Origin of the sequence: Vibrio sp. 10N.247.310.23 (assembly GCF_041467155.1) — a bacterium.
GTDB classification, from domain to species: Bacteria; Pseudomonadota; Gammaproteobacteria; order Enterobacterales; family Vibrionaceae; genus Vibrio; species Vibrio crassostreae_C.
In genome coordinates this window covers 13499-38452 of the sequence record NZ_JBFSTZ010000029.1, presented here as the reverse complement: position 1 = coordinate 38452, position 24954 = coordinate 13499, and the positions used below count along the sequence as shown (strand labels likewise).

General features: G+C 44.8%; 24 protein-coding genes and 1 other RNA gene. 15 read left to right on the top strand and 10 right to left on the bottom strand.

All coding sequences use genetic code 11. The annotated features are described in order from the left end of the window. Positions 1-89: 89 nt before the first annotated feature. From ygfZ to AB6D93_RS19460, 3 genes are all read left to right on the top strand, one after another. Positions 90-1061, top strand: a complete 972-nt coding sequence (gene ygfZ / locus AB6D93_RS19470) for a tRNA-modifying protein YgfZ (protein WP_017070455.1) — start codon at positions 90-92, stop codon at positions 1059-1061. A 4-nt stretch (positions 1062-1065) separates the two neighbouring features. Then, positions 1066-1527 carry an aminoacyl-tRNA deacylase gene (locus AB6D93_RS19465; protein ID WP_029235114.1) on the top strand — a complete coding sequence of 154 codons (462 nt, stop codon included), beginning with the start codon at positions 1066-1068 and terminating at the stop codon, positions 1525-1527. 557 nt (positions 1528-2084) lie between these two features. Next, a complete protein-coding gene (locus AB6D93_RS19460; RefSeq protein ID WP_009847660.1) occupies positions 2085-2291 on the top strand; it encodes a DUF1107 domain-containing protein in 207 nt (68 codons plus the stop codon). A 111-nt stretch (positions 2292-2402) separates the two neighbouring features. Here the strand turns inward: AB6D93_RS19460 and AB6D93_RS19455 are convergent, their stop codons facing one another. The 3 genes from AB6D93_RS19455 to AB6D93_RS19445 are packed head-to-tail and all read right to left on the bottom strand — an operon-like array spanning position 2403 to position 5416. After that, the gene (locus AB6D93_RS19455; protein WP_017063203.1) at positions 2403-3626 is read right to left on the bottom strand and encodes an FAD-dependent 2-octaprenylphenol hydroxylase; all 1224 of its coding nucleotides are present in this window, start codon (positions 3624-3626) and stop codon (positions 2403-2405) included. Positions 3627-3637: 11 nt separating this feature from the next. After that, complete coding sequence (ubiH, locus tag AB6D93_RS19450; RefSeq protein WP_017059054.1) at positions 3638-4816, bottom strand: 2-octaprenyl-6-methoxyphenyl hydroxylase; 1179 nt, start codon at positions 4814-4816, stop codon at positions 3638-3640. 24 nt (positions 4817-4840) lie between these two features. Then, on the bottom strand, positions 4841-5416 hold the full coding sequence (locus tag AB6D93_RS19445; protein WP_017070457.1) for a YecA family protein: 576 nt from the start codon (positions 5414-5416) through the stop codon (positions 4841-4843). Between the two features lie 308 nt (positions 5417-5724). On the opposite strand from AB6D93_RS19445, the gene zapA reads away from it, so the two are divergent. The 5 genes from zapA to serA all read left to right on the top strand — a co-directional run bounded on the left by zapA (position 5725) and on the right by serA (position 9106). After that, positions 5725-6033: a cell division protein ZapA gene (gene zapA, locus AB6D93_RS19440; RefSeq protein ID WP_004735366.1), complete on the top strand. Its 309-nt coding sequence runs from the start codon at positions 5725-5727 to the stop codon at positions 6031-6033. 11 nt (positions 6034-6044) lie between these two features. Beyond that, positions 6045-6228: non-coding RNA, 6S RNA (gene ssrS, locus AB6D93_RS19435), on the top strand. A gap of 6 nt (positions 6229-6234) precedes the next feature. After that, complete coding sequence (locus AB6D93_RS19430) at positions 6235-6834, top strand: 5-formyltetrahydrofolate cyclo-ligase (RefSeq protein WP_065584112.1); 600 nt, start codon at positions 6235-6237, stop codon at positions 6832-6834. A gap of 124 nt (positions 6835-6958) precedes the next feature. After that, positions 6959-7615 carry a ribose-5-phosphate isomerase RpiA gene (rpiA, locus tag AB6D93_RS19425; RefSeq protein WP_017059057.1) on the top strand — a complete coding sequence of 219 codons (657 nt, stop codon included), beginning with the start codon at positions 6959-6961 and terminating at the stop codon, positions 7613-7615. A 261-nt stretch (positions 7616-7876) separates the two neighbouring features. After that, positions 7877-9106: a phosphoglycerate dehydrogenase gene (gene serA, locus AB6D93_RS19420; protein WP_017059058.1), complete on the top strand. Its 1230-nt coding sequence runs from the start codon at positions 7877-7879 to the stop codon at positions 9104-9106. 112 nt (positions 9107-9218) lie between these two features. On the opposite strand, the gene AB6D93_RS19415 is transcribed toward serA, so the two are convergent. Together AB6D93_RS19415 and AB6D93_RS19410 are read right to left on the bottom strand one after the other, a co-directional pair. Continuing rightward, entirely contained in the window at positions 9219-9932 is a 714-nt protein-coding gene (locus tag AB6D93_RS19415) for an oxidative stress defense protein (protein ID WP_017059059.1), read from the bottom strand. A 111-nt stretch (positions 9933-10043) separates the two neighbouring features. Then, positions 10044-10940 carry a LysR family transcriptional regulator ArgP gene (locus tag AB6D93_RS19410; protein WP_017068706.1) on the bottom strand — a complete coding sequence of 299 codons (897 nt, stop codon included), beginning with the start codon at positions 10938-10940 and terminating at the stop codon, positions 10044-10046. A 142-nt stretch (positions 10941-11082) separates the two neighbouring features. On the opposite strand from AB6D93_RS19410, the gene AB6D93_RS19405 reads away from it, so the two are divergent. Next, positions 11083-11712: a LysE/ArgO family amino acid transporter gene (locus AB6D93_RS19405; protein WP_017059061.1), complete on the top strand. Its 630-nt coding sequence runs from the start codon at positions 11083-11085 to the stop codon at positions 11710-11712. 96 nt (positions 11713-11808) lie between these two features. Here the strand turns inward: AB6D93_RS19405 and mscS are convergent, their stop codons facing one another. The 5 genes from mscS to tkt all read right to left on the bottom strand — a co-directional run bounded on the left by mscS (position 11809) and on the right by tkt (position 18870). After that, positions 11809-12675 (bottom strand): small-conductance mechanosensitive channel MscS, encoded by an 867-nt coding sequence (gene mscS / locus AB6D93_RS19400; protein ID WP_017063201.1) that lies wholly within the window; start codon positions 12673-12675, stop codon positions 11809-11811. Between the two features lie 377 nt (positions 12676-13052). Next, complete coding sequence (gene fbaA / locus AB6D93_RS19395) at positions 13053-14129, bottom strand: class II fructose-bisphosphate aldolase (RefSeq protein ID WP_010435694.1); 1077 nt, start codon at positions 14127-14129, stop codon at positions 13053-13055. A gap of 155 nt (positions 14130-14284) precedes the next feature. Beyond that, positions 14285-15448, bottom strand: a complete 1164-nt coding sequence (locus AB6D93_RS19390; RefSeq protein WP_017059064.1) for a phosphoglycerate kinase — start codon at positions 15446-15448, stop codon at positions 14285-14287. Positions 15449-15614: 166 nt separating this feature from the next. Beyond that, on the bottom strand, positions 15615-16664 hold the full coding sequence (gene epd, locus AB6D93_RS19385; protein WP_017066020.1) for an erythrose-4-phosphate dehydrogenase: 1050 nt from the start codon (positions 16662-16664) through the stop codon (positions 15615-15617). 211 nt (positions 16665-16875) lie between these two features. Then, positions 16876-18870 (bottom strand): transketolase, encoded by a 1995-nt coding sequence (gene tkt / locus AB6D93_RS19380; RefSeq protein ID WP_102333136.1) that lies wholly within the window; start codon positions 18868-18870, stop codon positions 16876-16878. Positions 18871-19227: 357 nt separating this feature from the next. Between tkt and metK the strand changes: the two genes are divergently transcribed. From metK to gshB, 6 genes are all read left to right on the top strand, one after another. Beyond that, positions 19228-20382 carry a methionine adenosyltransferase gene (metK, locus tag AB6D93_RS19375; RefSeq protein WP_017062234.1) on the top strand — a complete coding sequence of 385 codons (1155 nt, stop codon included), beginning with the start codon at positions 19228-19230 and terminating at the stop codon, positions 20380-20382. A 368-nt stretch (positions 20383-20750) separates the two neighbouring features. Continuing rightward, positions 20751-21548, top strand: a complete 798-nt coding sequence (locus AB6D93_RS19370; protein WP_102333137.1) for a DUF2189 domain-containing protein — start codon at positions 20751-20753, stop codon at positions 21546-21548. An 80-nt stretch (positions 21549-21628) separates the two neighbouring features. Continuing rightward, positions 21629-22129, top strand: coding sequence for a SprT family zinc-dependent metalloprotease (locus tag AB6D93_RS19365; RefSeq protein ID WP_017067801.1), 501 nt, complete (start codon positions 21629-21631; stop codon positions 22127-22129). A gap of 151 nt (positions 22130-22280) precedes the next feature. Further along, positions 22281-23012 carry an endonuclease gene (locus tag AB6D93_RS19360; protein ID WP_102333138.1) on the top strand — a complete coding sequence of 244 codons (732 nt, stop codon included), beginning with the start codon at positions 22281-22283 and terminating at the stop codon, positions 23010-23012. A gap of 153 nt (positions 23013-23165) precedes the next feature. After that, positions 23166-23897, top strand: a complete 732-nt coding sequence (rsmE, locus tag AB6D93_RS19355) for a 16S rRNA (uracil(1498)-N(3))-methyltransferase (protein ID WP_017062238.1) — start codon at positions 23166-23168, stop codon at positions 23895-23897. 9 nt (positions 23898-23906) lie between these two features. After that, a complete protein-coding gene (gene gshB / locus AB6D93_RS19350) occupies positions 23907-24857 on the top strand; it encodes a glutathione synthase (protein ID WP_004735482.1) in 951 nt (316 codons plus the stop codon). Positions 24858-24954 lie beyond the last annotated feature (97 nt).

Here is a 24954-nt window from a genome sequence, read left to right as displayed (position 1 = left end):
CCCTATCTAAGCTCACAAAAAAACCTAGGCTGACAAAGAAACAGAACCGGATTAACATAGAGCCAAATAAAATTCTTAGGAAAGATAAAATGGATTGGAAAAACATATTTCAGCCACTCGCTCATACGCAAAATGAATCGCTTCCAGAACTGATGATGACACACGTATCAGACTGGAGTGCAATTACCATGATAGGCGATGACAAAAAGTCGTACCTACAGGGTCAAGTAACGTGCGATGTCGTCACTCTTCCTAATGATGAATCCACATTAGGCGCGCACTGTGATGCAAAAGGAAAGGTATGGAGTATCTTTCGTTTGTTCCACCACAACGGTGGCTACGCACTCATGCAACCTAAATCAGCGATTGAAGTCGAGCTCGTTGAAATCAAGAAGTACGCGGTGTTCTCTAAGGTCGATATCGAGCAAACGTCTGACGTTGTTATCGGTGTGATGGGTTCGTCAGCTAATCAATACATTGATTCTATTTCAGAAAGCCAAGGTAATGTGCGTGCTATCTCTGGTGGTACAGCGGTTCAAGTTGCAGATAACCGCTGGGCTCTACTTGTGACAGAAGAAGCCGCTGAAGCCTTGGTATCAAACAGCGCTGCGGAGAAAGTATCAGAAACACTTTGGCAATATCATGAAATTCTTGATGCTCAGCCTAACCTATCGAAAGCAGAGCAAAACGAGCACATCCCTCAAGCGCTTAACCTGCAAGCGATTGGCGGTATCAGCTTTTCAAAAGGCTGTTACACAGGTCAAGAAACGGTTGCTCGTGCTAAGTACCGTGGCATGAACAAGCGTGAGATGCGCATTGTTTCAGGAACGACAGCAGAGGTATTGTCTCTAGAGAACCCAATTGAACTAGAGCGTAGCGTGGGTGAGAACTGGCGTGGCGCAGGCCGACTATTAAACGTCTATCAATTTGCTGATAACCGAGCGATTGGTTTGATGGTACTGCCAAACAACCTTGATGACGATGTTCAGCTGCGACTGACCGCGCAGCCTGATCAAACATGGAATATCCTGCCACTGCCGTACAGCCTTGACGACGAGTAACCACGTGGAAACGCAGATTACACAATGGCTGGATCAACAGCAGGTGAATTATCGCCTGCTGATGCAAAGCAAGCCAACCACCAGCATTGAAGAAACTGCACAAGAGCGAGGCATCGACGCCTCTCAAATGGTGAAGTGCATCCTGCTCAAGGATATGGGCAACCAGTATGCGTTAGCCTGTACTGCTGGCGATCGCTCTGTCGACCCCAAGAAAGTACGCTCGGTACTGAATTGCCGTCGAATGACCTGCGTGTCGCTCGCTGATGTTGAAGCGATCACCGGTTTTAAAGTGGGTTGTGTTGGTCCGCTCGCTCTCAAGAGACACATGCCGATCATTTTTGATCCTTCCATTCAAAACAACTCGACCGTAACCATTAGCTCCGGCGACCGAATGGCTGGCGTTGCGCTGGATCTCAATGATCTTATGGCGCTATGTGCACCGACCGTCGCGGACATCAGTCGATGATCGTTTAGATCATGCTTCGCAAACTTCATTTTAATATTTCATTGAGTACATTTTTAGTGTGAACCTCGTCATAAGAAGAACACACCATTAATAAATAGTTACTCAAAATAAAAGCATAAGTAGTCACAAAGTTAAATTTGCGTTATTGTAAATTTACTGACTAGCTATTAAGCAAATCAGTGCAAGTGAATCCACTGAGTAACATCAGTATCCACTTTTGTGTAATGCATCTGTGACTATTCGCCCGTTTTAGACGGGCTTTTTTTTGTCCGAAATTTACAATTTGATTACACAAACAAAAAAATCCCGCCTATTCTTATACTTGTAACATTATCACTGCTTAATACTGAACAGAAAAGTTCACGGCAGTTCACTACTCAGTATTATTTTGGGGAGGAGCTCACGTAAAAATAGATATTTACTGAAGAAAGTGCTTAGAACAGCACAAATATCTAATTAACGTCAACGCTACTGCATATAACTCCATGCTTATCACAATTATTATCTCGGAGTTTTTCTATAATATGCAGGCTAGGTAAATATAAGGATAATTAAGAATGAGACTGTTTAAGCGCTATACACCGAGTATGATTGCTAAACATGTAAGTCGACTTTTCAAAGGACGAATCTACATTTACGGCGTAGGAAAATTTGAGTTTGATAACGGTAAGCTAGTGCTACCAGACCGAGCAGAAAAACGTCACTTTCAAACAGTGAAAGAAATAAATAGTGAAATCATGAAACTGCGCTGCGCGTACGCATGACCTGATTATCTACAGAATTAAAAACAAAAAGGGTTGGCATTATGCCAACCCTTTTTTCGTACCAATTTTCGTATCAATGATGATTCGATATACCACCAGAACACTATGTCATTATCGATGAGTCACTGGACGCTTAGCTAAGTCAGGAAGATTGCCAGACAAACCCAGTGCGCGCTTCATGATCTCATCTTTCGCACCCGGTAATTGGCCCGCAAGCTTCATACCAATGCCACGAATCAGCTTCTTAGCTGGGTTATCGCCTTCAAACAGATCTTTAAAGCCCTGCATTGAAGCAATCATTTTCGCCGCCTCTGCTTTTCTCCAGCGCTCGTAGCCGCGAAGATTACGCTTGGTGCCAATGTCTTCACCCGCAGACCATAGCTTTAACAGCTCTTGCGCTAGGCTTGCTGCGTCTAATAGGCCAAGGTTCACGCCCTGCCCTGCTAATGGGTGAATGGTATGAGCAGCATCACCAACCAAAGCCACACGCTCTACCGCAAAGTCACGCGCATAACGCATGCGCAGTGGGAAGGCAAAACGGTCACCAACCACTTCACATAAGCCCAGCTTTGCATCGAACTCAGCTGTTAACTGCTTGTTGAATTCAGCATCCGACATTGATACGAGGTTCTCGGCACGATTTGGTTCCGTAGACCAAACAATCGAGCTCATGTTGCTTGGTTGCATTGGTAGGAATGCCAATGGGCCTTGAGGCGTGAAGATTTGACGAGCAACGCTGTGGTGCGGCTCTGTGGTTTTGATGTTCGCGACAATCGCACTGTGTCCGTAATCCCAATGTGTTAATGGGATATCTTGCTGCTTACGAACCCAAGAGTTTGCGCCGTCTGCTCCAACAACTAACTTAGCTGTCAGTGCTTGACCATTGTCCAATGTTAACCAAGCTTCACTTTCACCAATCGCCATCGTTTTACACGTTGCGGGCATATACAGGCTGACGTTGTCTTGTTTCTTAACCTGATCAAGCAGCGCTAATTGAATCACACGGTTTTCAACTATATGACCAAGATTAGGCTGAGCCAAGCGTGTCGAGTCAAACTCAATACGAGCGAAACTGTCTTGTTCCCACACTTCCATCGCTTGATACGGTGCAGCGCGTCTTTGTTCGATACCTTGCCATGCACCTAGATTACGAAGAATCACTTCACTAGAACGACTCAACGCGGATACACGCACATCAGGCAGCTCACTCAGCCCTTCACTAGGCGCTCTGCCTTCAATGACAGCGATTCTTAGGTCACTGTCTTTTAGGGCAGCAGCAAGCGCTAGGCCAACCATGCCACCACCAACAATCGCGATATCAACACTTTGCATCATTATTTATTACCTTATCTTTCTACTAGGCCAAGCGTATGACGCAAAAGTGGACCTTTAAGTGGTGGAAGGTTATCTATTACGGCTAACCCAAGATTACGCCCAATGCGAGCGGTCATATAATCGTTTGAGAACAGGTGAACTAGGCTTGAAGTCAACGTGATCGTTGCGTCTCGGTCTTGTTCTCTACGCTTTCTAAAGTTAACAAGACCACGGTAACGACCTACATCATCTAACTGGGTACACAACTCTTCTGCCAAGGAAGCCACATCTCGGATGCCTAGGTTAAAGCCTTGCCCCGCAATTGGGTGAAGCGTTTGAGCAGCATTACCAACAATGGCAAATCGATGAGAGATATTTTGCTGTCGGTGACGAAGAATCAGAGGGTAACTCGCGCGCTTGCCGACCTTCTCTAATCGGCCAAGTCGCCAGCCAAAGTCATTCTGCAATTGCTCAAGAAATTCATTGTCGTTTAGCGTCATCACTTTTTGTGCTTGCTCTGGTGTTAAACACCAAACCAGCGATAAACGGTTGTCACTCATCGGTAATAGAGCAACTGGCCCATGATGGGTAAAACGCTCAAATGCGCGACCTTGGTGAGGTTCACTCGCCACAATATTGGCAATCACAGCGACTTGCTCAAAGTCATGCTCACTCAATGAGATATTGAGCTGTTGGCAACAGGTTGAGATTGCACCGTCAGCAGCAACCAGTAACTTAGTGGTTACTGTTTGCCCACTTGTCAGTTCAATCGTCGTCAACGCTTCTTCACGTTCAACTTTACTAACAGACTCAGGACAAAGCATGGTAATTGCCGCTTCTGATTCAAGTTTCTGCTGATAGATTCGACCCACATCTGCTAACTCGACCACGTAGCCAAGCGCATCTACAGCAAGCTCTTCACTGTAGATGTCTGTCATTCCGGCATGCCCGCGATCCGAAACATGGATATCTTTAATCGGGGTCGCGACCGGAGCGATAGATTGCCATAAGCGCAAAGAATCCAGGATCTGCACCGTGCCATAGGACAAAGCAATCGAACGAGAATCAAACCCAGGGTGAGCTTGATGATCAACCTGATAAGGCTCCACTACCGCAATCGACAGTGAACCTTGGCTTAGGTGATTCAAAGCAAGGGCTAAGGTTGCCCCTGCCATTGCGCCACCAGCAATTACAACATCATACTGAGCCATCATAACCTCAAACCGGCCAACGAATTAATGAATGGTAGGCGCCGCATCTTCAGATGGGCGAGCACCAAATTCAGCATGAATCGTTAGTGCACACGCTTTTACGTGCTCAATAACGTGCTCTAGAAGCTGCGCTTGCTCTTCCAGATCATCTTCTTCGTCAATGCCTAGCTTAGCCATCTCTTCTAGATCAGCTAATGCTTCTTTTGTACTGTCAGACGCTTTGTTCAATTGAGCGCCAACCAAGCCTAGACCAGAAATGAAATGGTTAATCCAATCAGACACACCATCAGCCAAGTCAAATAGGCTTGCGCTTGCGTCTTCGTCAGGCAGCAACATAGACAATTCCATACCCGAACCTGTGATTTCACTGGTCGTTACTTTCAGTGTCGCTTCCGCTAGCGTTAATGCGCGATCTGGCCAACCCATGCCTTCATTGGTGTAATCGAAGATCAGTGGTTGCCAGCTTTTATCTGCAAGGCTTAAGCCTCCGCTTAACATACCCGTTAATAAACCGTGCATCTCAGCAGGGGTTACGGCTAGACTTGCCGATTGAAGTTCAGTCGCAACCGTTAGGTAGTCAGGTAAAGTAGTTTCGCTCATCAGATAGCTCGCTCAGTTATTCTTTATATCGATAGTATAATCGTACCACTTCACCCCAATTCTGGTAAGCATCGATCCCCAGCAATTGAAGGATGACTGACTACCAATTGTTCAATTTGCTGAATTACTGTGTGCTCAAGCTCTCATTTACAAACAGTCACTCTGAAAAGCTTGAATCTTAATAGCGGTTTACCTATAGTTTCTCCCTCAGAGGAGATTGCTTCCTCATCGGTACTTGCACTTTTTCTTTCTCAAAAAATGGCGAAGGGCAACAGCCTTAAAATAGCGCGTTAAAGAGTTCATCCATCATGAGTAATCAAGCGGTAGACGTTGAAATATTAGGAAAACTGACTCGAGTGAATTGTCCACCAGGGCAAGAAGAGTCATTGATTGCAGCGGCGGCCGATCTTGATAATCGATTGAAAGAGATGGCTGAACGTACTAAGGTAACCAATGAAGTGAAGCTGCTGACTATCGCAGCTCTGAATATTTGCTACGAATTACAAACCAAGAAGTTTGAAGCAAATGATGAACAAAACGCACTGACCGAGCGAATGGAACAGCTCACGACATCACTTTCAGATGTCCTCAGTAAAGTTAAGCACGGACAGCAATAGCGTACACAAAATTTACCCTGGAGTGTTTGTCAGAGGATTCACGTCCCCGAGCCGATAAGCAATCCCTAAGGGTTAGTACTTGAGTGCTATTGAGCATGCTCGGCCCGACCGAGAAGCCTACGGTAATCATTGCTGATCCGCCTTGAACTCGCTGGTTCAAGGGCCATCTATTCTCAACGGCACTTTGGGGTATCCCTTCTTATGAAGACGCTCACACGCAGCGAATTTCGCAAACAGATCCGTATCAAACGCAATGCCTTATCTGGCGACCAACAAACTCAATCCGGTATCGACTTAGTTAAGCAGTGCATGCAGCTTGATGAAATTCAGTCTGCTCAGCATATTGCCCTCTATATCTCTATCGATGGCGAACTCGATACTCAGCCTTTAATCGAATGGTTATGGGCGCAAGGTAAGCAAACTTATTTACCAGTATTGCACCCCTTCTCTGCCGGGCACCTGCTGTTTTTACACTACTCGCCAACCACACCGACGGTCTTGAATAAGTACGGTATTGTCGAACCTCAGCTCAATCAAATGCTGGTTAAACCTTGTCAGCAACTCGACCTTATTCTTACGCCCCTTGTCGGCTTTGACTCCCATGGCCATCGTTTAGGTATGGGCGGCGGATATTACGATCGCACCTTGGCAAAGTGGTTCGAGACGGGCGAAGGTGCAGCTCCTATTGGTTTGGCTCATGATTGCCAACATGTTGATACGCTACCGATTGAAGAATGGGACATTCCGTTACCTAAAATCGTGACTCCGAGTAAAACTTGGCAATGGGAAAGCAACCATTAAAGCGCTATAATCGCGCCGCAAACGTTAACCTCGATATAGAAACGTTAACTCAATATCTAAACGTTAACTTCATCATTACGCAAACGATCAATTCAAAGCGCAAGACCTTATTCAGGAGAATGGCATGACTCAAGATGAAATGAAAAAAGCAGCTGGCTGGGCAGCACTTCAATATGTTGAAGAAGGCAGCATTGTAGGTGTAGGTACTGGCTCTACAGTAAATCACTTCATCGACGCACTAGGCACAATGAAAGACAAAATCAAAGGTGCGGTTTCAAGCTCTGTTGCTTCAACGCAGCGACTAGAAGAGCTAGAGATCAAAGTGTATGAGTGTAACGATGTCGCTAAGCTAGACATCTATGTTGATGGCGCAGATGAAATCAACCCAACTCGCGATATGATCAAAGGCGGCGGCGCTGCTTTGACTCGTGAAAAAATCGTAGCGGCTATCTCTGATAAGTTTGTGTGTATTGTTGACGGTACTAAAGCAGTTGATGTGTTGGGTAAATTCCCACTGCCTGTTGAAGTAATCCCAATGGCACGTTCATACGTGGCACGTGAGTTGGTTAAGCTTGGTGGTGACCCAGTTTACCGCGAAGGCTGCACAACCGATAACGGCAACGTGATCCTAGATGTGTACGGCATGGCGATCGAAAACCCGAAACAACTAGAAGATATCATCAATGGTATAGCTGGTGTGGTGACGGTTGGTCTGTTCGCTCACCGTGGTGCTGATGTGGTTATCACCGGCACGCCTGAAGGTGCAAAAATCGAAGAATAAATAATAGAAGATTGAGTTTTTCTGTTACTTCATTACATACGGTGCCCTAGGGCGCCGTTTTTTTTGCTTTATTGCTGTAAAATTATGTCTTATTCCGTAATTTTCTTACCCAAAACATTTTTTTTTTGTTACTTTATTGTTCAGAAGACGCACAGAGAAAACGTTTGTCTCCTAACAAAGTGGTGAATTTGTTCCCCTTTCAGCCATTTTGTAGCACGTGCGCCGCATTTGCCCAACCTTTCCATTTTAAGGACGAGAACAATGGCCAAAGTTTCACTGGAAAAAGAAAAAATTAAAATTCTACTTCTAGAAGGTCTTCACCCTTCTTCTGTAGAAGTACTGCAAGCCGCTGGTTACACAAACATTGAGTACCACAAAGGCTCGCTACCGGAAGATGAACTTCTTGAAGCAGTAAAAGATGCTCATTTCATTGGTATTCGTTCTCGCACTAATATCTCCCAAGAAGTTATTGATGCAGCTGAAAAGCTGGTTGCCGTCGGTTGTTTCTGTATTGGTACTAACCAAGTCAACCTTCAAGCAGCAGCAAAACGCGGTATCCCTGTGTTCAACGCACCGTTCTCAAACACTCGAAGCGTTGCTGAGCTCGTTCTTGGTCAGGTTCTATTGCTACTACGTGGCATTCCAGAAAAGAACGCGCTTGCACACCGTGGCATCTGGAAAAAGAGTGCCGACAACTCTTACGAAGCCCGTGGTAAGCGTTTAGGTATTATTGGCTACGGTCACATCGGTACTCAACTGGGTATTATTGCTGAAAACCTTGGCATGCGTGTTTACTTCTACGACATTGAAAACAAACTGTCTCTGGGTAACGCAACGCAAGTTCATACCATGACGGAATTACTGAACAAGTGTGACGTAATCTCTTTGCATGTACCTGAAACCAACGAAACAAAAGACATGATGGGTAAAGAAGAGTTCGAGCGCATGAAGCCTGGTTCTATCTTTATCAACGCAGCTCGTGGCACGGTAGTCGATATTCCTGCTCTGTGTGGCGCTCTGGAGTCTGGACACCTTGCAGGTGCGGCTATTGATGTTTTCCCAACAGAACCAAAAACCAATGCAGACCCGTTTGAGTCTCCATTAATGCAGTTCGATAACGTGATCCTAACGCCTCACGTGGGTGGTTCAACTCAAGAAGCACAAGAGAACATTGGTGTTGAAGTTGCTGGTAAGCTAGCGAAATACTCTGATAACGGCTCTACGCTATCAAGTGTTAACTTCCCTGAGGTATCACTACCACTGCATACTGGAACGTCTCGTTTATTACACATTCACGAAAACCGCCCAGGCATCCTAACTCAGATCAACACCATCTTCGCTGAGGAAGGGATCAACATCGCGGGTCAATACCTACAGACTGCGGCTGATATGGGTTATGTCGTTATCGATGTAGAAGCCGATCGCTCTGAAGAAGCACTGCTTAAACTGAAAGAGATCGAAGGCACAATCCGTGCTCGTCTTCTTCACTAATCATCGCACTCAAAATGCATAAAAAAGGCTCTCATCATGAGAGCCTTTTTAGCATTTGGCCTATCGTAGGTAATTAGGTCGTCATGATCCAAAACCTTCTATAGCACTGTCATTACTCTTCGATCTGGTAGATCACATTCACGCGATCACGAATGGTGATCGTTGAGTCTTCATAAGAGTTCGATTCTGTTCTTGCATCCATCGCCATTGAACGCATGAGTACTGGCTGAGAAGATTGGGCGTTGTAATCCACGCGCCATACATCACCTAACTCGCGCTCAAAACCACTCGCCAATGATTTAGCTTTTGATGTCGCATCTTTAATGGCTTCTAAGCGCGCTTGCTCTTGATACTTAGCTTGGTCGCGAACTTGCAGTTGGATGTTGTCGATCTGATTAATGCCTTCTCCAATCGCAATATCCATGTACTCATTAAGATTAGCTAGCTCAGTCACTTGAACGGTCACATTACGTGAGGCGCGGTAGCCAACCAGTTCCGGTTTGCCATCTTTCGGGTAATGATATTGAGGAGATAAATACAGGTTAGAGCTGTGTACACTCGCCTCATCAACACCAGCTTGATGTAGCTTGTTTAGAAAGCCTGTCACGACTTTATCAACGGTATTTTTAGCCTGTTCAGCAGTCATCGTCGATTCCACGACTCTCACAGAGAATGTCGCCATATCAGGTGTAGCGATCACTTCACCATAGCCTGTCGTTGAAATATGAGGAAAGGATGGAGAGTCAGCCAATGATGGAAAACTCACAGCACTCAACGCCGCAGTAAGAGTAAGAGACGTTGCTAACATCTTTGGTACAAGCTTCATTAGGTATGACCTATGCTAAACAAATGTCCTTTCATCATAGAGCAATTTTTCGTTTAGCCAATCCAGAGCACACACTTCTAACAGAACTTTGACGCTGAAAAAACCAACAGTTTACTGAGGTAAGTGATTGTGAGCAAAACTCAATATTGCTTGGGATACCTCTTTTAATACTCCGCTCTCAAGCTGCCAATGGTGCCAATAGATGCGATAAGAGAGCAGAAAGCCAGGGGTAATATCAATCAGAGCACCAGACTCGAGCTCATCGATAATCTGTAATCGGGGGATCAAGCAATAGGCTACACCCGATAATGCCAAGCGCACAAATGCTTCTGAACTGCCGACTGTATGATTGATCACACTGTCTCTCGGGACGTTAAAATGATCATGCAGAAACTTCTTATGCAGATCATCGTATTGATCATAGGAAACCGCAGGTGCTTTGCTTAAGGTGGCGTAGTTTACGCCCTCTGCAAAGTAACGCTGATGAAAGTCAGGGCTAGCCACGCACACATAATCCATCCTACCGAGATAGTCAGCACTGCAGCCAGGAATCGCTTGAGACTCCAAACTGATTGCACCGGCCACCTCGCCACTTTTAATCTTTTCAATGGTTCTCGACTCACCATGAATCGCGAGGTTCAACTCGACTTGGCGAGACTTAATCACATCCGACAAAGCTGGTAGCAACCATGTCGCCAAACTATCAGCGTTGGTGGCTATGGATATCGATAGTGGTTGATTACCCTCTTCATTCATCAACTCAGGCACAAGCTCGTGCTCTAACAAACGAACACGGCGATATAAGCCCAGTAGTTTTTTACCCGCAGGCGTTGGCCTAGGCGGGCTTTCTCTCACCAAGGCTGGCTGAGCCAACCACTTTTCCAGCTGTTTGATGCGTTGAGATACCGCCGACTGGGAGATATATAACTGCTCAGCAGCCCTTTCGAAGCTACGTTGTTTTACTACAGCATCCAGTGCTTCAATCCATTTATAATCCAATCCGCGCATCAATTTGCTTCCTTTTTAAGCTAACTCATCACCACATTAGCAACTCTAATAATGGATTAAAATCATTAATTATACTTATTTAAAGGGTCAGAGTATCTTCGCCATATAGCACGTAAATATCGTTAAATAAGTGGAGGTTAAAATGAGTTTTTGGGTTTTATTACAAGGTTTTGGTCTAGGGGCAAGTATGATTATCCCTATTGGCGCTCAGAATGCGTACGTCCTAAATCAAGGGATAAAACGCAATCATCATTTAACGACAGCAACGATTTGTAGCCTGCTCGATACTCTGTTTATCTCATTAGGCATTTTTGGCGGCGGAGCGATCTTGTCGCAAAATGAATTACTGCTTACCTCAGTGACACTAGGTGGCATCGCTTTTCTGACTGTGTATGGTTTGCTCTCACTACGCAGTGCATTCAAAGTGCGCACCAGTGATGAGTCGAAAGGTGAGATATTAGCGCGTGGCAAGCGCACCGTTATTTTAGGGGCATTGGCAGTAACAGTATTAAACCCACATCTCTATTTGGATACCGTGGTAATTCTTGGATCCATTGGTGGGCAATTTGAAGGCAACGACAGAATTGCATTTGCTATGGGGACTATATTGGCTTCGTTCGTCTGGTTCTATTCTTTGTCATTAGGCGCTGCAAAACTAGGCCCGACGCTATCTAAACCTAAGGTTAAGAAAGGCATTGATATCGCAGTCGCAACCATGATGTTCGCCATAGCAACGGTGCTTACCGATGGACTTATTGAGCAATACTGGTAAATCTATTTAGCTTCATGAAACCAACAAAAAAGGCGGATAACCTAAGTTATCCGCCTTTCCTTATAAAAGCTTATAGTTATAAAAACTAACTAGGAATTAAGCTTCTACTTTATTCATGTGTACATCCATTTGCGGGAATGGAATTTCGATACCCTCGTTATCCAAGCCTTCTTTGATTGCTTGCATCAGGTCGAAATAAACATTCCAGTAGTCAGCAGTGCTAACCCATGGACGAACAACGAAGTTAACTGAAGAATCAGCAAGCGTATGAACACCAACTTGAACGCCAGGTTCTTTCAGTACACGCTCATCAGATTCACAGATCTTAGTCAGTAGCGCTTTTGTCTTCTGAAGATCAGCGTTGTAAGAAACACCAATCATTAGATCAATACGGCGCGTCGCATGACGAGAATAGTTTGTGATTGGGCTGCCGATAACGCTACCGTTAGGTACTACAACCATTTTGTTGTCTGGCGTTGTTAGAACCGTTTGGAAGATTTGAATAGAATCAACTGAACCTGCCACACCACCAATTTCCACATAGTCACCAGACTTAAATGGACGGAATGCAACGATAAGTACACCAGCAGCAAAGTTAGATAGTGAGCCTTGTAGTGCAAGACCAACGGCTAAACCAGCCGCACCAATAACAGCAACTACAGATGCCGTTTGAACACCTAAACGACCAAGTGCAGCAATTAAAACAATCACAAACAACAAGTAACGAACTAAACCATGGACGAACTCCACAACTGCTCGGTCCATTTTCTTCTTCTGAAGAACCTTAGACACGCTATTCGCTACTGCTTTAACAATAAGGTTACCAATAAATAGAATTATCAGTGCTGAAATGATATTTACGCCATATTGGATAAATAAATCTGAATTATTTGTTAACCACTGCTCTGCTTGAGACAAACCATCCACAAGTGGAGTCTCAATCGCTGTCGAACTATCAGCCATAATGTGCATCCTCTATATAATATGCTATGGGCTAAACTGCCTTAAGCCTCATTTACTCTGCAATATAATAAACAGTGTAATTACCGTTAAGTCATTGTGTTAAAAGTAAATTAAAGCCAAGTCCTTTTTATAAACTGAACCAAGTTCAGTTTTTCGGCACGATATCCTATCTTTGACAGATTGCAAAGTCATATTTATGTAAGCTTTTGAATTATTAAAACTTACCGATAAACACAAATACCGATAACTAAAAGACTACGAAATTTATTCACCGCACGCTAGGTTTTTCACATATTTAGTACAAGTTTTTATCAGATATAAAAAAACCCGCTCAATGAGCGGGTTTTTAAAACTTAAAGAGTACTTAATTCAAAGAATTATAGTACGTCTACAGCGTTAAGGTCAGCAAATGCTTTCTCTAGACGAGCAACCATTGAAGCTTGACCAGCACGTAGCCATACGCGTGGATCGTAGTACTTCTTGTTTGGAGCAGCTTCGCCAGTTGGGTTGCCGATTTGACCTTGTAGGAAATCGAAGTTGTCAGCAGAGTACTGACGGATACCGTCCCAAGTTGCCCACTGTGTATCAGTATCGATGTTCATTTTGATAACACCGTAGCCGATAGACTCTTGGATTTCTGCTTCAGAAGAACCAGAACCACCGTGGAATACGAAGTTTAGAGCGTTAGGTGCGATACCGAACTTCTCTGCACAGTATGCTTGAGAGTCACGTAGGATAGTTGGAGTAAGTACAACGTTACCAGCTTGGTAAACACCGTGTACGTTACCGAAAGATGCAGCGATAGTGAAACGTGGGCTAACAGCCATTAGTTTCTCGTAAGCGTATGCTACGTCTTCTGGAGAAGTGTAAAGCTCAGATGCGTCCATATCAGAGTTATCAACGCCGTCTTCTTCACCACCAGTACAACCAAGTTCGATCTCGATTGTCATGTTCATTTTAGCCATGCGCTCTAGGTACTTAGCACATGTTTCGATGTTCTCTTCTAGAGACTCTTCAGAAAGGTCTAGCATGTGAGAAGAGAATAGAGGCTTACCAGTTTGTGCGAAGAACTCTTCACCAGCGTCTAGTAGACCGTCGATCCATGGAAGAAGTTTCTTAGCAGCGTGGTCAGTGTGCAGGATAACTGGAACACCGTAAGCTTCAGCTACAGCGTGTACGTATTTTGCACCAGCTACAGCGCCAAGAACTTGTGCGCCTTGACCTTCAAGTTTAACGCCTTTACCTGCGAAGAATGCAGCGCCGCCGTTAGAGAACTGAACAACTACTGGAGCTTTAACTTTAGCAGCTGCTTCTAGTACTGCGTTTACAGAGTCAGTACCAACAACGTTTACAGCAGGAAGAGCAAATTTGTTTTCTTTTGCTACTTCAAATACTTTCTGTACGTCATCGCCAGAAATCACACCAGGTTTTACAAAATCGAAGATCTTAGACATGGAAATAGTCCTATTTATTCTATCGTTTTAAGATTAAAAAACTTAAGTTTAAAAACTTGCAATCGTTTGCTCACAACTTATGCCATTCTAGCAAAAAAGTGTGATATGCAGCAAACGTTAAAAGGCGAGATTCACATCTCGCCTTTCTAAATCAATTATGCTTTAGCACGCTCTTCAAGCATTGCTACTGCAGGAAGTACTTTACCTTCAACGAATTCAAGGAAAGCGCCACCGCCAGTAGAGATGTAAGAAACGTCAGCTTTGATACCGAACTTATCGATAGCTGCTAGCGTGTCACCACCACCTGCTACAGAGAAACCTGCAGACTCAGCGATTGCTTTAGAGATACCAGCTGTACCCGCTTCGAAGTTCTTGAATTCGAATACGCCTACAGGGCCGTTCCAAAGGATTGTTTTCGCGTTGCCGATGATTTCAGCTAGTGCCGCAGTTGAATCTGGACCAAGGTCGAAGATCATGTCGTCGTCTTGAACTTCAGAAACGTGCTTGATTTCAGCTTCTGCGTTTTCGTCGAATGCTTTAGCACATGCAACGTCAGTTGCTACTGGGATAGCACACTCTTTCATTAGCTTTTGAGCCGTTTCAACTAGGTCAGCTTCGTATAGAGACTTACCTACGTTGTGGCCTTCAGCAGCGATGAATGTGTTCGCGATACCACCACCAACAACAAGCTGGTCAGCAATTTTAGAAAGAGATTCTAGAACTGTTAGTTTAGTAGAAACCTTAGAACCACCAACGATAGCCACTAGTGGGCGAGCTGGGTTGTCCATTGCTTTACCAAGCGCTTCAAGCTCAGCAGCTAGAAGAGGGCCAGCACATGCTACAGGAGCGTAAGTACCAACACCGTGTGTAGAAGCTTGAGCACGGTGAGCTGTACCGAATGCATCCATTACGAAAATGTCACATAGTGCAGCGTATTGCTTAGAAAGCGCTTCTTCGTTCTTCTTTTCGCCTTTGTTAAAGCGAACGTTTTCAAGAACAACAAGTTCACCAGCGTTTAGCTCTAGGCCGTTTACGTAATCTTTAGCTAGTTTAACTTCGCAGTCTAGTGCGTCGTTTAGGTAGTTAACTACAGGAGCTAGAGAGAACTCTTCGTTGTATTCGCCTTCAGTAGGACGACCAAGGTGAGAAGTAACCATTACCTTTGCGCCAGCTTCTAGGCAAAGTTTGATAGTTGGTAGAGATGCAAGGATACGTGCATCTGAAGTTACTTTACCGTCTTTTACTGGTACGTTTAGGTCAGCACGGATAAATACGCGTTTACCTGCAAGTTCCAGGTCAGTCATCTTGATCACAGACATGATTTGTCCTCTCAAATTTAAATAAATATAAAGTTTTGGAAACTCAGCAACCCTGCTAAGCCTATAAATTATTCAACTGGTAATTCTTTCACTACCAATAATATGTGGACTCTTAGTATTTATTTCAAGCTAAAAAATAAATAATCCGCACATTTGCTTCTAGGTCTTACTTCTTGCCTTCAGAAGCTTGCATTGCAAGAACCGTATCCAGCATTCGGTTCGCAAAGCCCCATTCATTGTCACACCACACTAGCATTTTAACTAAGTGGCCGTTGCTCACTCGAGTTTGTGAACCATCAACGATTGCGCTATGGGGATCGTGATTAAAGTCGATGGAAACGAGCGGCGCTTCAGTATAGTCAACTATATTGTGTAATGTACACTGGGATGCATTAACAATGGTTTGATTTACGTCATTAACTTTCACATTTGCATTAATTGTGACACTTAAATCCATCGCTGTTACGTTTACCGTCGGCACACGCACAGATATAGCTTCAAATTTGTTGGAAAATTTCGGGAAGATTCTTTCAATACCTTTATGCAACTTGGTATCGACAGGAATGATCGATTGGCTTGCCGCTCGAGTACGACGCAAATCGCTGTGGTACGCATCGATAACTTGTTGATCATTCATTGAAGAGTGAATAGTTGTAATAGTACCGGACTCAATGCCAAAGGCGTCATCAAGAACCTTAATGATAGGAACAATACAGTTGGTGGTGCATGAACCATTGGAAACGATTCGGTGGCCCGCTTCAATGGTATCGTGATTCACACCATAGATAATGGTGTTATCGAGGTCATTGGCACCAGGGTGAGAAAACAGTACCTTTTTTGCCCCAGCAGCAATGTGCGCTAGGCCGTCATCTCGGCAACCATAAACACCGGTACAGTCGAGAACAATATCCACTTCTAGGTCACGCCAAGGCAACAGCTCAATATCAGCAAGATGTAAGATACGAATGGTATCGAACTCACCTTTATCTTCCGCACCAATGCCGTGATGGACATAGATGTGCTCTTGATCGTTGGAGATTTTCTTGCCGAAGCGGCCGTGACTAGTGTCGTACTGCAATAGATGAGCCATAGCGTCAGGCTGAGCAAGCTCATTAACAGCTACTACTTTGATTTGTTGGCTTTTGCCACTTTCATAGACAGCGCGTAATACATTACGCCCTATTCTTCCAAATCCGTTTATCGCGACTTTTAGCATATTTCCGTACATCTAACCAAAATTTCGTGCAACAGATGATAACTGAATCCTACCCAAAAGGCATTACTTGAATAACCCCGTTTAGTTAGGACAGGTTAATCTGTTGCTTGTAGAGATAAGCCTAGAAGAAACAAATCCCAGATACAAAAAACCGAGCTCAGCGCTCGGTTTTTCCTTCATTTAACTGTTAGCACAGGCCATCAGTCAATGATTAAGCAAGAAGCTCTTTCGCTGTGTTTACTACGTTTTCAGTAGTGAAACCGAACATCTTGAATAGCTCACCTGCTGGTGCAGATTCGCCGAACGTTGTCATACCGATGATCTTGCCACCGAAGCCAACGTATTTGTACCAGAAGTCAGCGATGCCAGCTTCTACTGCGATACGCGCTGTAACATCAGATGGAAGTACAGACTCACGGTATTCAGCGTCTTGCTTGTCGAATGCGTCAGTTGCAGGCATAGATACTACGCGTACAGCTTTACCTTCAGCGGTTAGTTGTGCAGCAGCTTCAACTGCAAGCTCAACTTCAGAACCAGTTGCAATGATGATTAGCTCTGGCTTGCCTTCACAATCTTTCAGGATGTAACCACCCTTAGCGATGTTAGCAACTTGCTCAGCATTACGATCTTGTTGTGCAAGGTTTTGACGAGAGAAGATTAGAGATGAAGGACCATCTTTACGCTCAATAGCCAGTTTCCAAGCCACTGCAGATTCAACTTGGTCACATGGACGCCATGTGCTCATGTTTGGAGTCAGACGTAGAGAAGCGATCTGCTCAACCGGTTGGTGAGTAGGGCCATCTTCGCCTAAGCCGATAGAATCGTGCGTGTAAACTTGGATGTTCTGAACTTTCATCAGAGCAGCCATACGCATTGCGTTACGCGCGTATTCCATGAACATTAGGAACGTTGCGCCGTATGGCACGAAACCACCGTGCAGAGCGATACCGTTCATGATAGCCGTCATACCGAATTCACGTACACCGTAATGGATGTAGTTACCAGAAAAGTCAGTTGCTTCAAGAGACTTAGAACCAGACCACATAGTCAGGTTAGAAGGCGCAAGGTCAGCAGAGCCGCCCATGAATTCTGGAAGCATTTGACCAAACGCTTCTAGTGCGTTTTGAGATGCTTTACGTGAAGCGATGTTTGCTGGGTTAGCTTGAAGATCAGCAATGATTGCGTTTGCTTTCTCTTCCCACTCAGCGGGTAGCTCGCCGTTAGTACGACGTTTGAATTCTGCTGCTTGCTCAGGGTAAGCCGCTGCGTATGCGTCAAACTTAGCATTCCACGCCGCTTCTTTTGCTGCGCCCGCTTCTTTCGCATTCCACTCAGCTGCGATATCTGCTGGGATTTCGAAAGGACCGTGTTCCCAACCAAGTGCTGCTTTAGTTGCTGTAATTTCATCAGCGCCTAGTGGAGCGCCATGGCAGTCGTGCGTACCCGCTTTGTTTGGAGAACCAAAACCGATGATAGTTTTAGTACAGATAAGCGTTGGACGAGGGTCTGCTTTAGCTGCTTCGATAGCTGCATTGATTGCTTCCGGATCGTGACCGTCTACTGCTGGGATTACGTGCCAGCCGTATGCTTCAAAACGCTTAGGAGTATCGTCAGAGAACCAACCTTCCACTTCACCATCGATAGAGATACCGTTGTCATCCCAGAAAGCAACTAGCTTACCAAGACCTAGCGTACCAGCTAGTGAACATGCTTCGTGAGAGATACCTTCCATCAGACAGCCATCACCCATGAATGCATAAGTGTAGTGGTCTACGATGTCGTGGCCTTCTTTGTTGAACTGTGCAGCCAGTGCTTTCTCAGCCATTGCCATACCAACAGCGTTAGTGATGCCTTGACCTAGAGGACCAGTCGTTGTTTCGATACCAGGAGCGTAACCGTACTCAGGGTGACCTGGAGTCTTAGAGTGCAGTTGACGGAAGTTTTTCAGGTCTTCAATTGAAAGCTCGTAACCTGCAAGGTGAAGCAGAGAATAAATCAACATTGAACCATGGCCGTTAGACAGGATAAAACGGTCGCGGTCAGCCCATTCTGGGTTTGCTGGGTTGTGGTTCAAGTGGCCACGCCAAAGAACCTCAGCGATGTCAGCCATGCCCATAGGTGCGCCTGGGTGGCCTGAATTTGCTTGTTGAACACCGTCCATGCTAAGTGCGCGGATTGCATTGGCTAGATCTTTACGAGAAGGCATGTCTGCTCCTGGATACATAAGCGATTTAAAAAAGAGATAATTGCTAAAGTTTTCATTTTTATTAGCGCGGGTATTCTCTCAAACGACTATTGCGACTGCAAACGTTTTACTGGCATTTTAACGGTCATTTTTCGCAATTTTCGAACATTTACATCACTTGGCAGTGGCTTATCTCGATCGATACGCAAACGATTAGTTATGACATATCATAAAAAAGAGCTTGTAATTCGACCGCTGGAATTTAGAATAGCCGTCTAGATGTAGAAACACCTACAAAATATACTGTATTTAATGGCGGCGCTTCCTAGCTTGCGACGCCATAAACTATTTACACCAAAAACTAAAAGTGGAGCTCTCATGGCTAAGCACCTATTCACTTCTGAATCTGTTTCAGAAGGCCATCCAGATAAAATTGCAGACCAAATCTCTGATGCTGTTCTTGATGCCATCTTGGAACAAGATCCAAAAGCACGTGTTGCTTGTGAGACTTACGTTAAAACCGGCATGGTTATGGTTGGCGGTGAAGTAACAACGTCTGCATGGGTTGATATCGAAGAAATCACTCGTGAAACAGTACGTGAAATTGGTTACGTTCATTCTGACATGGGCTTTGACGCTGACTCTTGTGCTGTTTTAAACACAATTGGTAAGCAGTCTCCAGACATCAACCAAGGTGTTGATAAAGAAGACCCTAAAGAGCAAGGCGCAGGCGACCAAGGCATCATGTTTGGTTACGCGACTAACGAAACTCCTATCCTAATGCCAGCTCCAATTACTTACTCTCACCTTCTTGTTAAGAAGCAAGCTGAAGTACGTAAGAGCGGTAAGCTTGACTTCCTTCGCCCAGATGCGAAATCTCAAGTTACTTTCCAATACGACCAAGGTAAGATCGTTGGTATCGATGCTGTTGTTCTTTCTACTCAACACTGTGATTCAGTAACAACGCCTGACCTACGCGAAGCAGTAATGGAAGAAATCATCAAGCCAGTACTTCCTGCTGAGTGGATCAACAAAGATACTAACTTCTTCATCAACCCAACAGGCCGTTTCGTAATCGGTGGCCCAATGGGTGACTGTGGTTTAACTGGTCGTAAGATCATCGTTGATACCTACGGCGGCGCAGCTCGTCACGGTGGCGGTGCATTCTCAGGTAAAGATCCATCAAAAGTTGACCGTTCTGCAGCTTACGCAGCACGTTACGTTGCGAAAAACATCGTTGCTGCTGGTATGGCTGACCGTTGTGAGATTCAACTGTCTTACGCTATCGGTGTTGCTGATCCAACATCTATCATGGTTGAAACGTTCGGTACTGAGAAAGTAGCACACGAAATCATCATTGAAGCTGTTCGTCAAAACTTCGACCTACGTCCATACGGCCTTCAAGAGATGCTGAACCTTCTTCAGCCTATCTACAAGCAAACTGCTGCATACGGTCACTTCGGTCGTGAAGAGTTCCCTTGGGAAGCGACTGACAAAGCAGCAATCCTTGCGGACTTCGCTGGCCTAAAATAATTTAGCCACTGCGATGTGTTCCTTTAAAGCCCTTACTGCTTAGTAAGGGCTTTATTTTTATGTACTTACCGAACTTTCACTCACAATACCCTTCCCTAACGCCCTTCTTTACCGTTAACCACTTAGTATAAAAAGCCGCTGATAATTTGTGTTTTCTAGCACTACTGACAATAGTTAAGGTAACTCCTAGGCGATCAAGCTCACATTTAACTTAAATTAATTCAGTCTGATAACGCTCGTTAAATGCACGCTAGAACAATAACTGGGATGACAAAGAGCAATTTAGCTCAACACCATAACTCTCACACAAGCCACATCGATGAGCCTTATGGAATTATAACTAGGACGTTATTTAACTAGGGGGATCTATGCCTCGTACCGCGCACCCATCCGAACTGAACGATAAAAAACACAAGGTCAGCGATAAGGATTACGCTCGCACCATTCCTTGCAACCAAATCAGTATTTCCGCACCCTTTCATTGGTTGTCGCTTGCTCTGTATGACTTAGTAAGAATGCCATTAATCAGCGCATTTTACGGATTGTGCTTTATGGGAGCGGCAATTGCGATTGTTCAACTTGTCCAATGGCAAGGAACACACTTAGTCGTGATGCCAAGCCTGATCGTGTACATGCTGATAGGGCCGTTTCTTGCCCTAGGCTTGTATGACGCAGCTTGGGAAAGAGAAAAAGGCCATAACGCCAGCCTACTGCACTCAATGAAAGCCATCACTCGCAACTCGACCCACCAATGGGCCTTTGCGATTGTGTTGATGGTTGCGATGATATTCTGGATGCGTATCGCTGCGTTATTGCACGCGCTCTACCCTTCAGTGCAAGGCGCACCATTGGCTGAGTTCGCTCCCTTCTTAATTACGGGTTCTGTGATTGGTTTTGTCATCGCAAGCCTCATATTTAGCATCTCAGCATTTTCAATTCCGTTAATGATGGAGAGACGCGTTGATGTGATGAGTGCAATTTTCACTAGCTTTAATGCCGTGAAATCGAACATTCCTGCAATGGTGGTTTGGGCAAGTATTATTTGTGCCGGTATTCTGGTGGGTTTTGCCACCTACGGCATCGGAATGATCGTCACCATGCCGCTACTTGGTTATGGTACATGGCACGCTTATCACGAGATCATTAAGAAAAAACATCACGTGTAAAGCATCGCTAGATCAAAAAGCAATGTTATGATGAGGCCTTGGCTTAAACGCTGAGGTCTTTTATTTGGAGTTAACAACGTTTGTCTTACACCCCGCAACAACATCGAGCAAATAAGAAATTGGCCGAGTGCCTAGCTATCGCAAATCAACATTTCTCTCGTGAATTTCCACACCCAACTATCACCTTCAAGTTAAGAGGTAAAGCAGCGGGAAAGGCCTACCTTCAGCTCAACGAAATTAAGCTCAACCACGTACTATTTTCTGAAAATGAAGACGCCTTCATCAACGAAGTTGTGCCGCATGAGCTCGCACACCTAATCACGCATCAGGTTTTCGGACGTGTTAGGCCTCACGGAAACGAGTGGAAATACGTGATGGAAAAGGTATTCAACGTTCCAGCCAAAACAACTCACAGCTTTGAAATAGCTTCAGTTCAAGGGAAAACCTTTGAATATCGATGTGAGTGCACCACTTACCCATTATCAATCAGACGACACAATAAAGTGCTTCGAAATCAATCGACCTATCGCTGCCAGCTGTGCAATCAAACCTTATCCTTCACAGGCACACAGCTCAGCTAAAGTCCTAGACTCGCACCTATTCGATTTGGTAACCCCATCCTTTTTATTTCAGAAAGCAACACTCGATTAAGTTGATGATAGAAATGTAATGGAGAAACTCATCCTTTGAGTGCTAGACTGATGTTTATCATACTTTTATCAGTCTTTTTCTATGCAAAAACTCACCATCAAAGCATTTGGCCTACCTGTGTCTTTTTACTTATCAATAGTATTTGGCCTACTGGTAACCCAAAGCGTTTTCGCCGCACCACCGAGCTCATTCTCCAAAGCAAAAAGAGAAGCGGTGAAGATTTATCTCGACCACCCGACTTCATTTTATTGTGGTTGTGACATTACATGGAAGGACAAAAAGAAAGGGATTCCCGACCTTGACGGCTGTGGTTATCAAGTCCGAAAACAACAAAAGCGAGCGAGTCGAATTGAGTGGGAACACGTGGTTCCAGCTTGGCAATTCGGCCACCAGCGTCAGTGCTGGCAAGATGGCGGGCGCAAGAACTGCACTCGCAATGACAAAGTATTCAAGTCCATGGAAGCCGATCTCCACAACCTAACGCCAGCTATCGGTGAAGTAAATGGTGACCGTTCGAACTACAACTTCAGCCAGTGGAATGGAATGGATGGCGTGAGCTATGGTCAGTGCGAAATGCAGGTCAACTTCAAGCAGCGTAAAGTTATGCCGCCAGACAGAGCAAAAGGCTCTATCGCGCGTACTTACCTTTACATGAGCCAAGAGTATGGTTTCAAACTATCTAAGCAACAAACCAACCTAATGATGGCGTGGAACAAGCAATTTCCTGTCGACAAGTGGGAATGTACTCGTGATGAGCGAATCTATGCCATCCAAGGTAATCACAACCCATTTGTTTACCCTGCTTGTAAATAACGTCGCTCGTACAATCAACATTCCTAACTATCTCAAACAAGAGTTTCAGAATTGCCCCTGAAACTCTTGCTCTACCCTTGTTTTTTCAACTAAAAGCATCCATGTTAGGCAGAGACAAAATACCCAAATGAACATATTTATAGGTTTACCAGCATGAGAATCCCTCGTATTCATCACCCAGAACGCATTCATCAGTTAGGTTCACTCGCTTTAGGCGAAGATGCCGCGGGTCATGTTGGTCGTGTCCTTCGCATGAAAGAAGGCCAAGAAGTCCTTCTATTTGATGGCAGTGGCGCTGAATTCCCTGCGACGATAGCCGAAGTATCAAAGAAAAATGTCACCGTTAATGTTTCTGAACGCATCGAACGCAGCAGCGAATCTCCGTTAGACTTACATTTAGGCCAAGTGATTTCACGTGGCGACAAAATGGAGTTCACGATTCAGAAATCGGTTGAGCTTGGTGTGAACACCATTACCCCTTTAATTTCAGAGCGCTGTGGCGTTAAGCTTGATACAAAACGCTTCGAGAAAAAACTCGCACAGTGGCAAAAGATTGCTATCGCGGCGTGTGAACAGTGTGGCCGCAATACGGTTCCAGTCATTCGCCCTATCATGCAACTTGAAGAGTGGTGTAGCGAACCGAGTGAAGCATTAAAGCTGAACTTACATCCTCGTGCAAAATACTCAATTAATACCCTTCCAGAACCTATCAGTAAGGTACGCCTATTGATCGGCCCTGAAGGTGGCTTGTCGGCTGAAGAAATCGGCATGACAGAACAATACAAATTTGAAGAGACGCTACTCGGCCCACGTGTACTTCGTACCGAAACAGCAGCTCTAACCGCAATTACTGCCTTACAAGTCCGTTTTGGCGATCTAGGCTAGGAGAAAAAAATGATCAAACTTGGCATCGTAATGGATCCAATTTCATCCATTAACATCAAAAAAGACTCTAGCTTTGCCATGATGCTTGAAGCTCAGCGTCGTGGTTACGAAATCCATTACATGGAAATGGATGATCTACATTTAGATCAAGGCGTAGCCATTGCTGACACTAAGGTTGTTGAACTAAAAGAAGATCCAAACGGTTGGTACGAGTTCAAATCAGAACAGACTATCGCGCTATCCGATTTAGATGCGGTACTAATGCGTAAAGATCCTCCGTTTGATACTGAGTACATCTACGCAACTTACATTCTTGAGCGTGCTGAAGAGAACGGCGCACTGATCGTCAACAAACCACAAAGCCTACGTGACTGTAACGAGAAGTTGTTCACGGCATGGTTCCCTGAACTGACACCGACCACCATCGTGACTCGTAAAGCTGAAAAAATTAAAGCGTTCCGAGAAGAACACGGCGACGTGATTCTAAAACCACTTGATGGCATGGGCGGCGCGTCTATCTTCCGTGTGAAAGAAGGCGATCCAAACGTATCAGTTATTATTGAAACCTTGACCAACCACGGTCAGAACTACGCAATGGCACAAACTTTTGTTCCAGACATCAGCAATGGTGATAAGCGTATTCTTGTGGTTGACGGTGAGCCAATGCCTTACTGTCTAGCGCGTATTCCTGCAAAAGGGGAAACTCGAGGTAACCTTGCTGCTGGCGGTACAGGTGAAGCTCGTCCTCTAAGTGAAACAGACTGGGCTATCGCAAGAGCAGTTGCTCCAGCACTGAAAGAGAAAGGCTTAATCTTTGTTGGGCTTGATGTTATCGGCGACAAGCTGACTGAAATTAACGTGACTAGCCCTACTTGTATCCGTGAAATTGAAGCCGCTTTTGATATTTCAGTTACAGGTAAATTAATGGATGCAATTGAGCGTCGCGTTAACGCTAAATAGCCTAAACTAAAGAAAGCCTTAGCTATTCGAAAACACAGAAATATCTAGGCAAAGAACAATGAGCGGCTTTACGCCGCTCTTTTTCCTTTACTGGGAA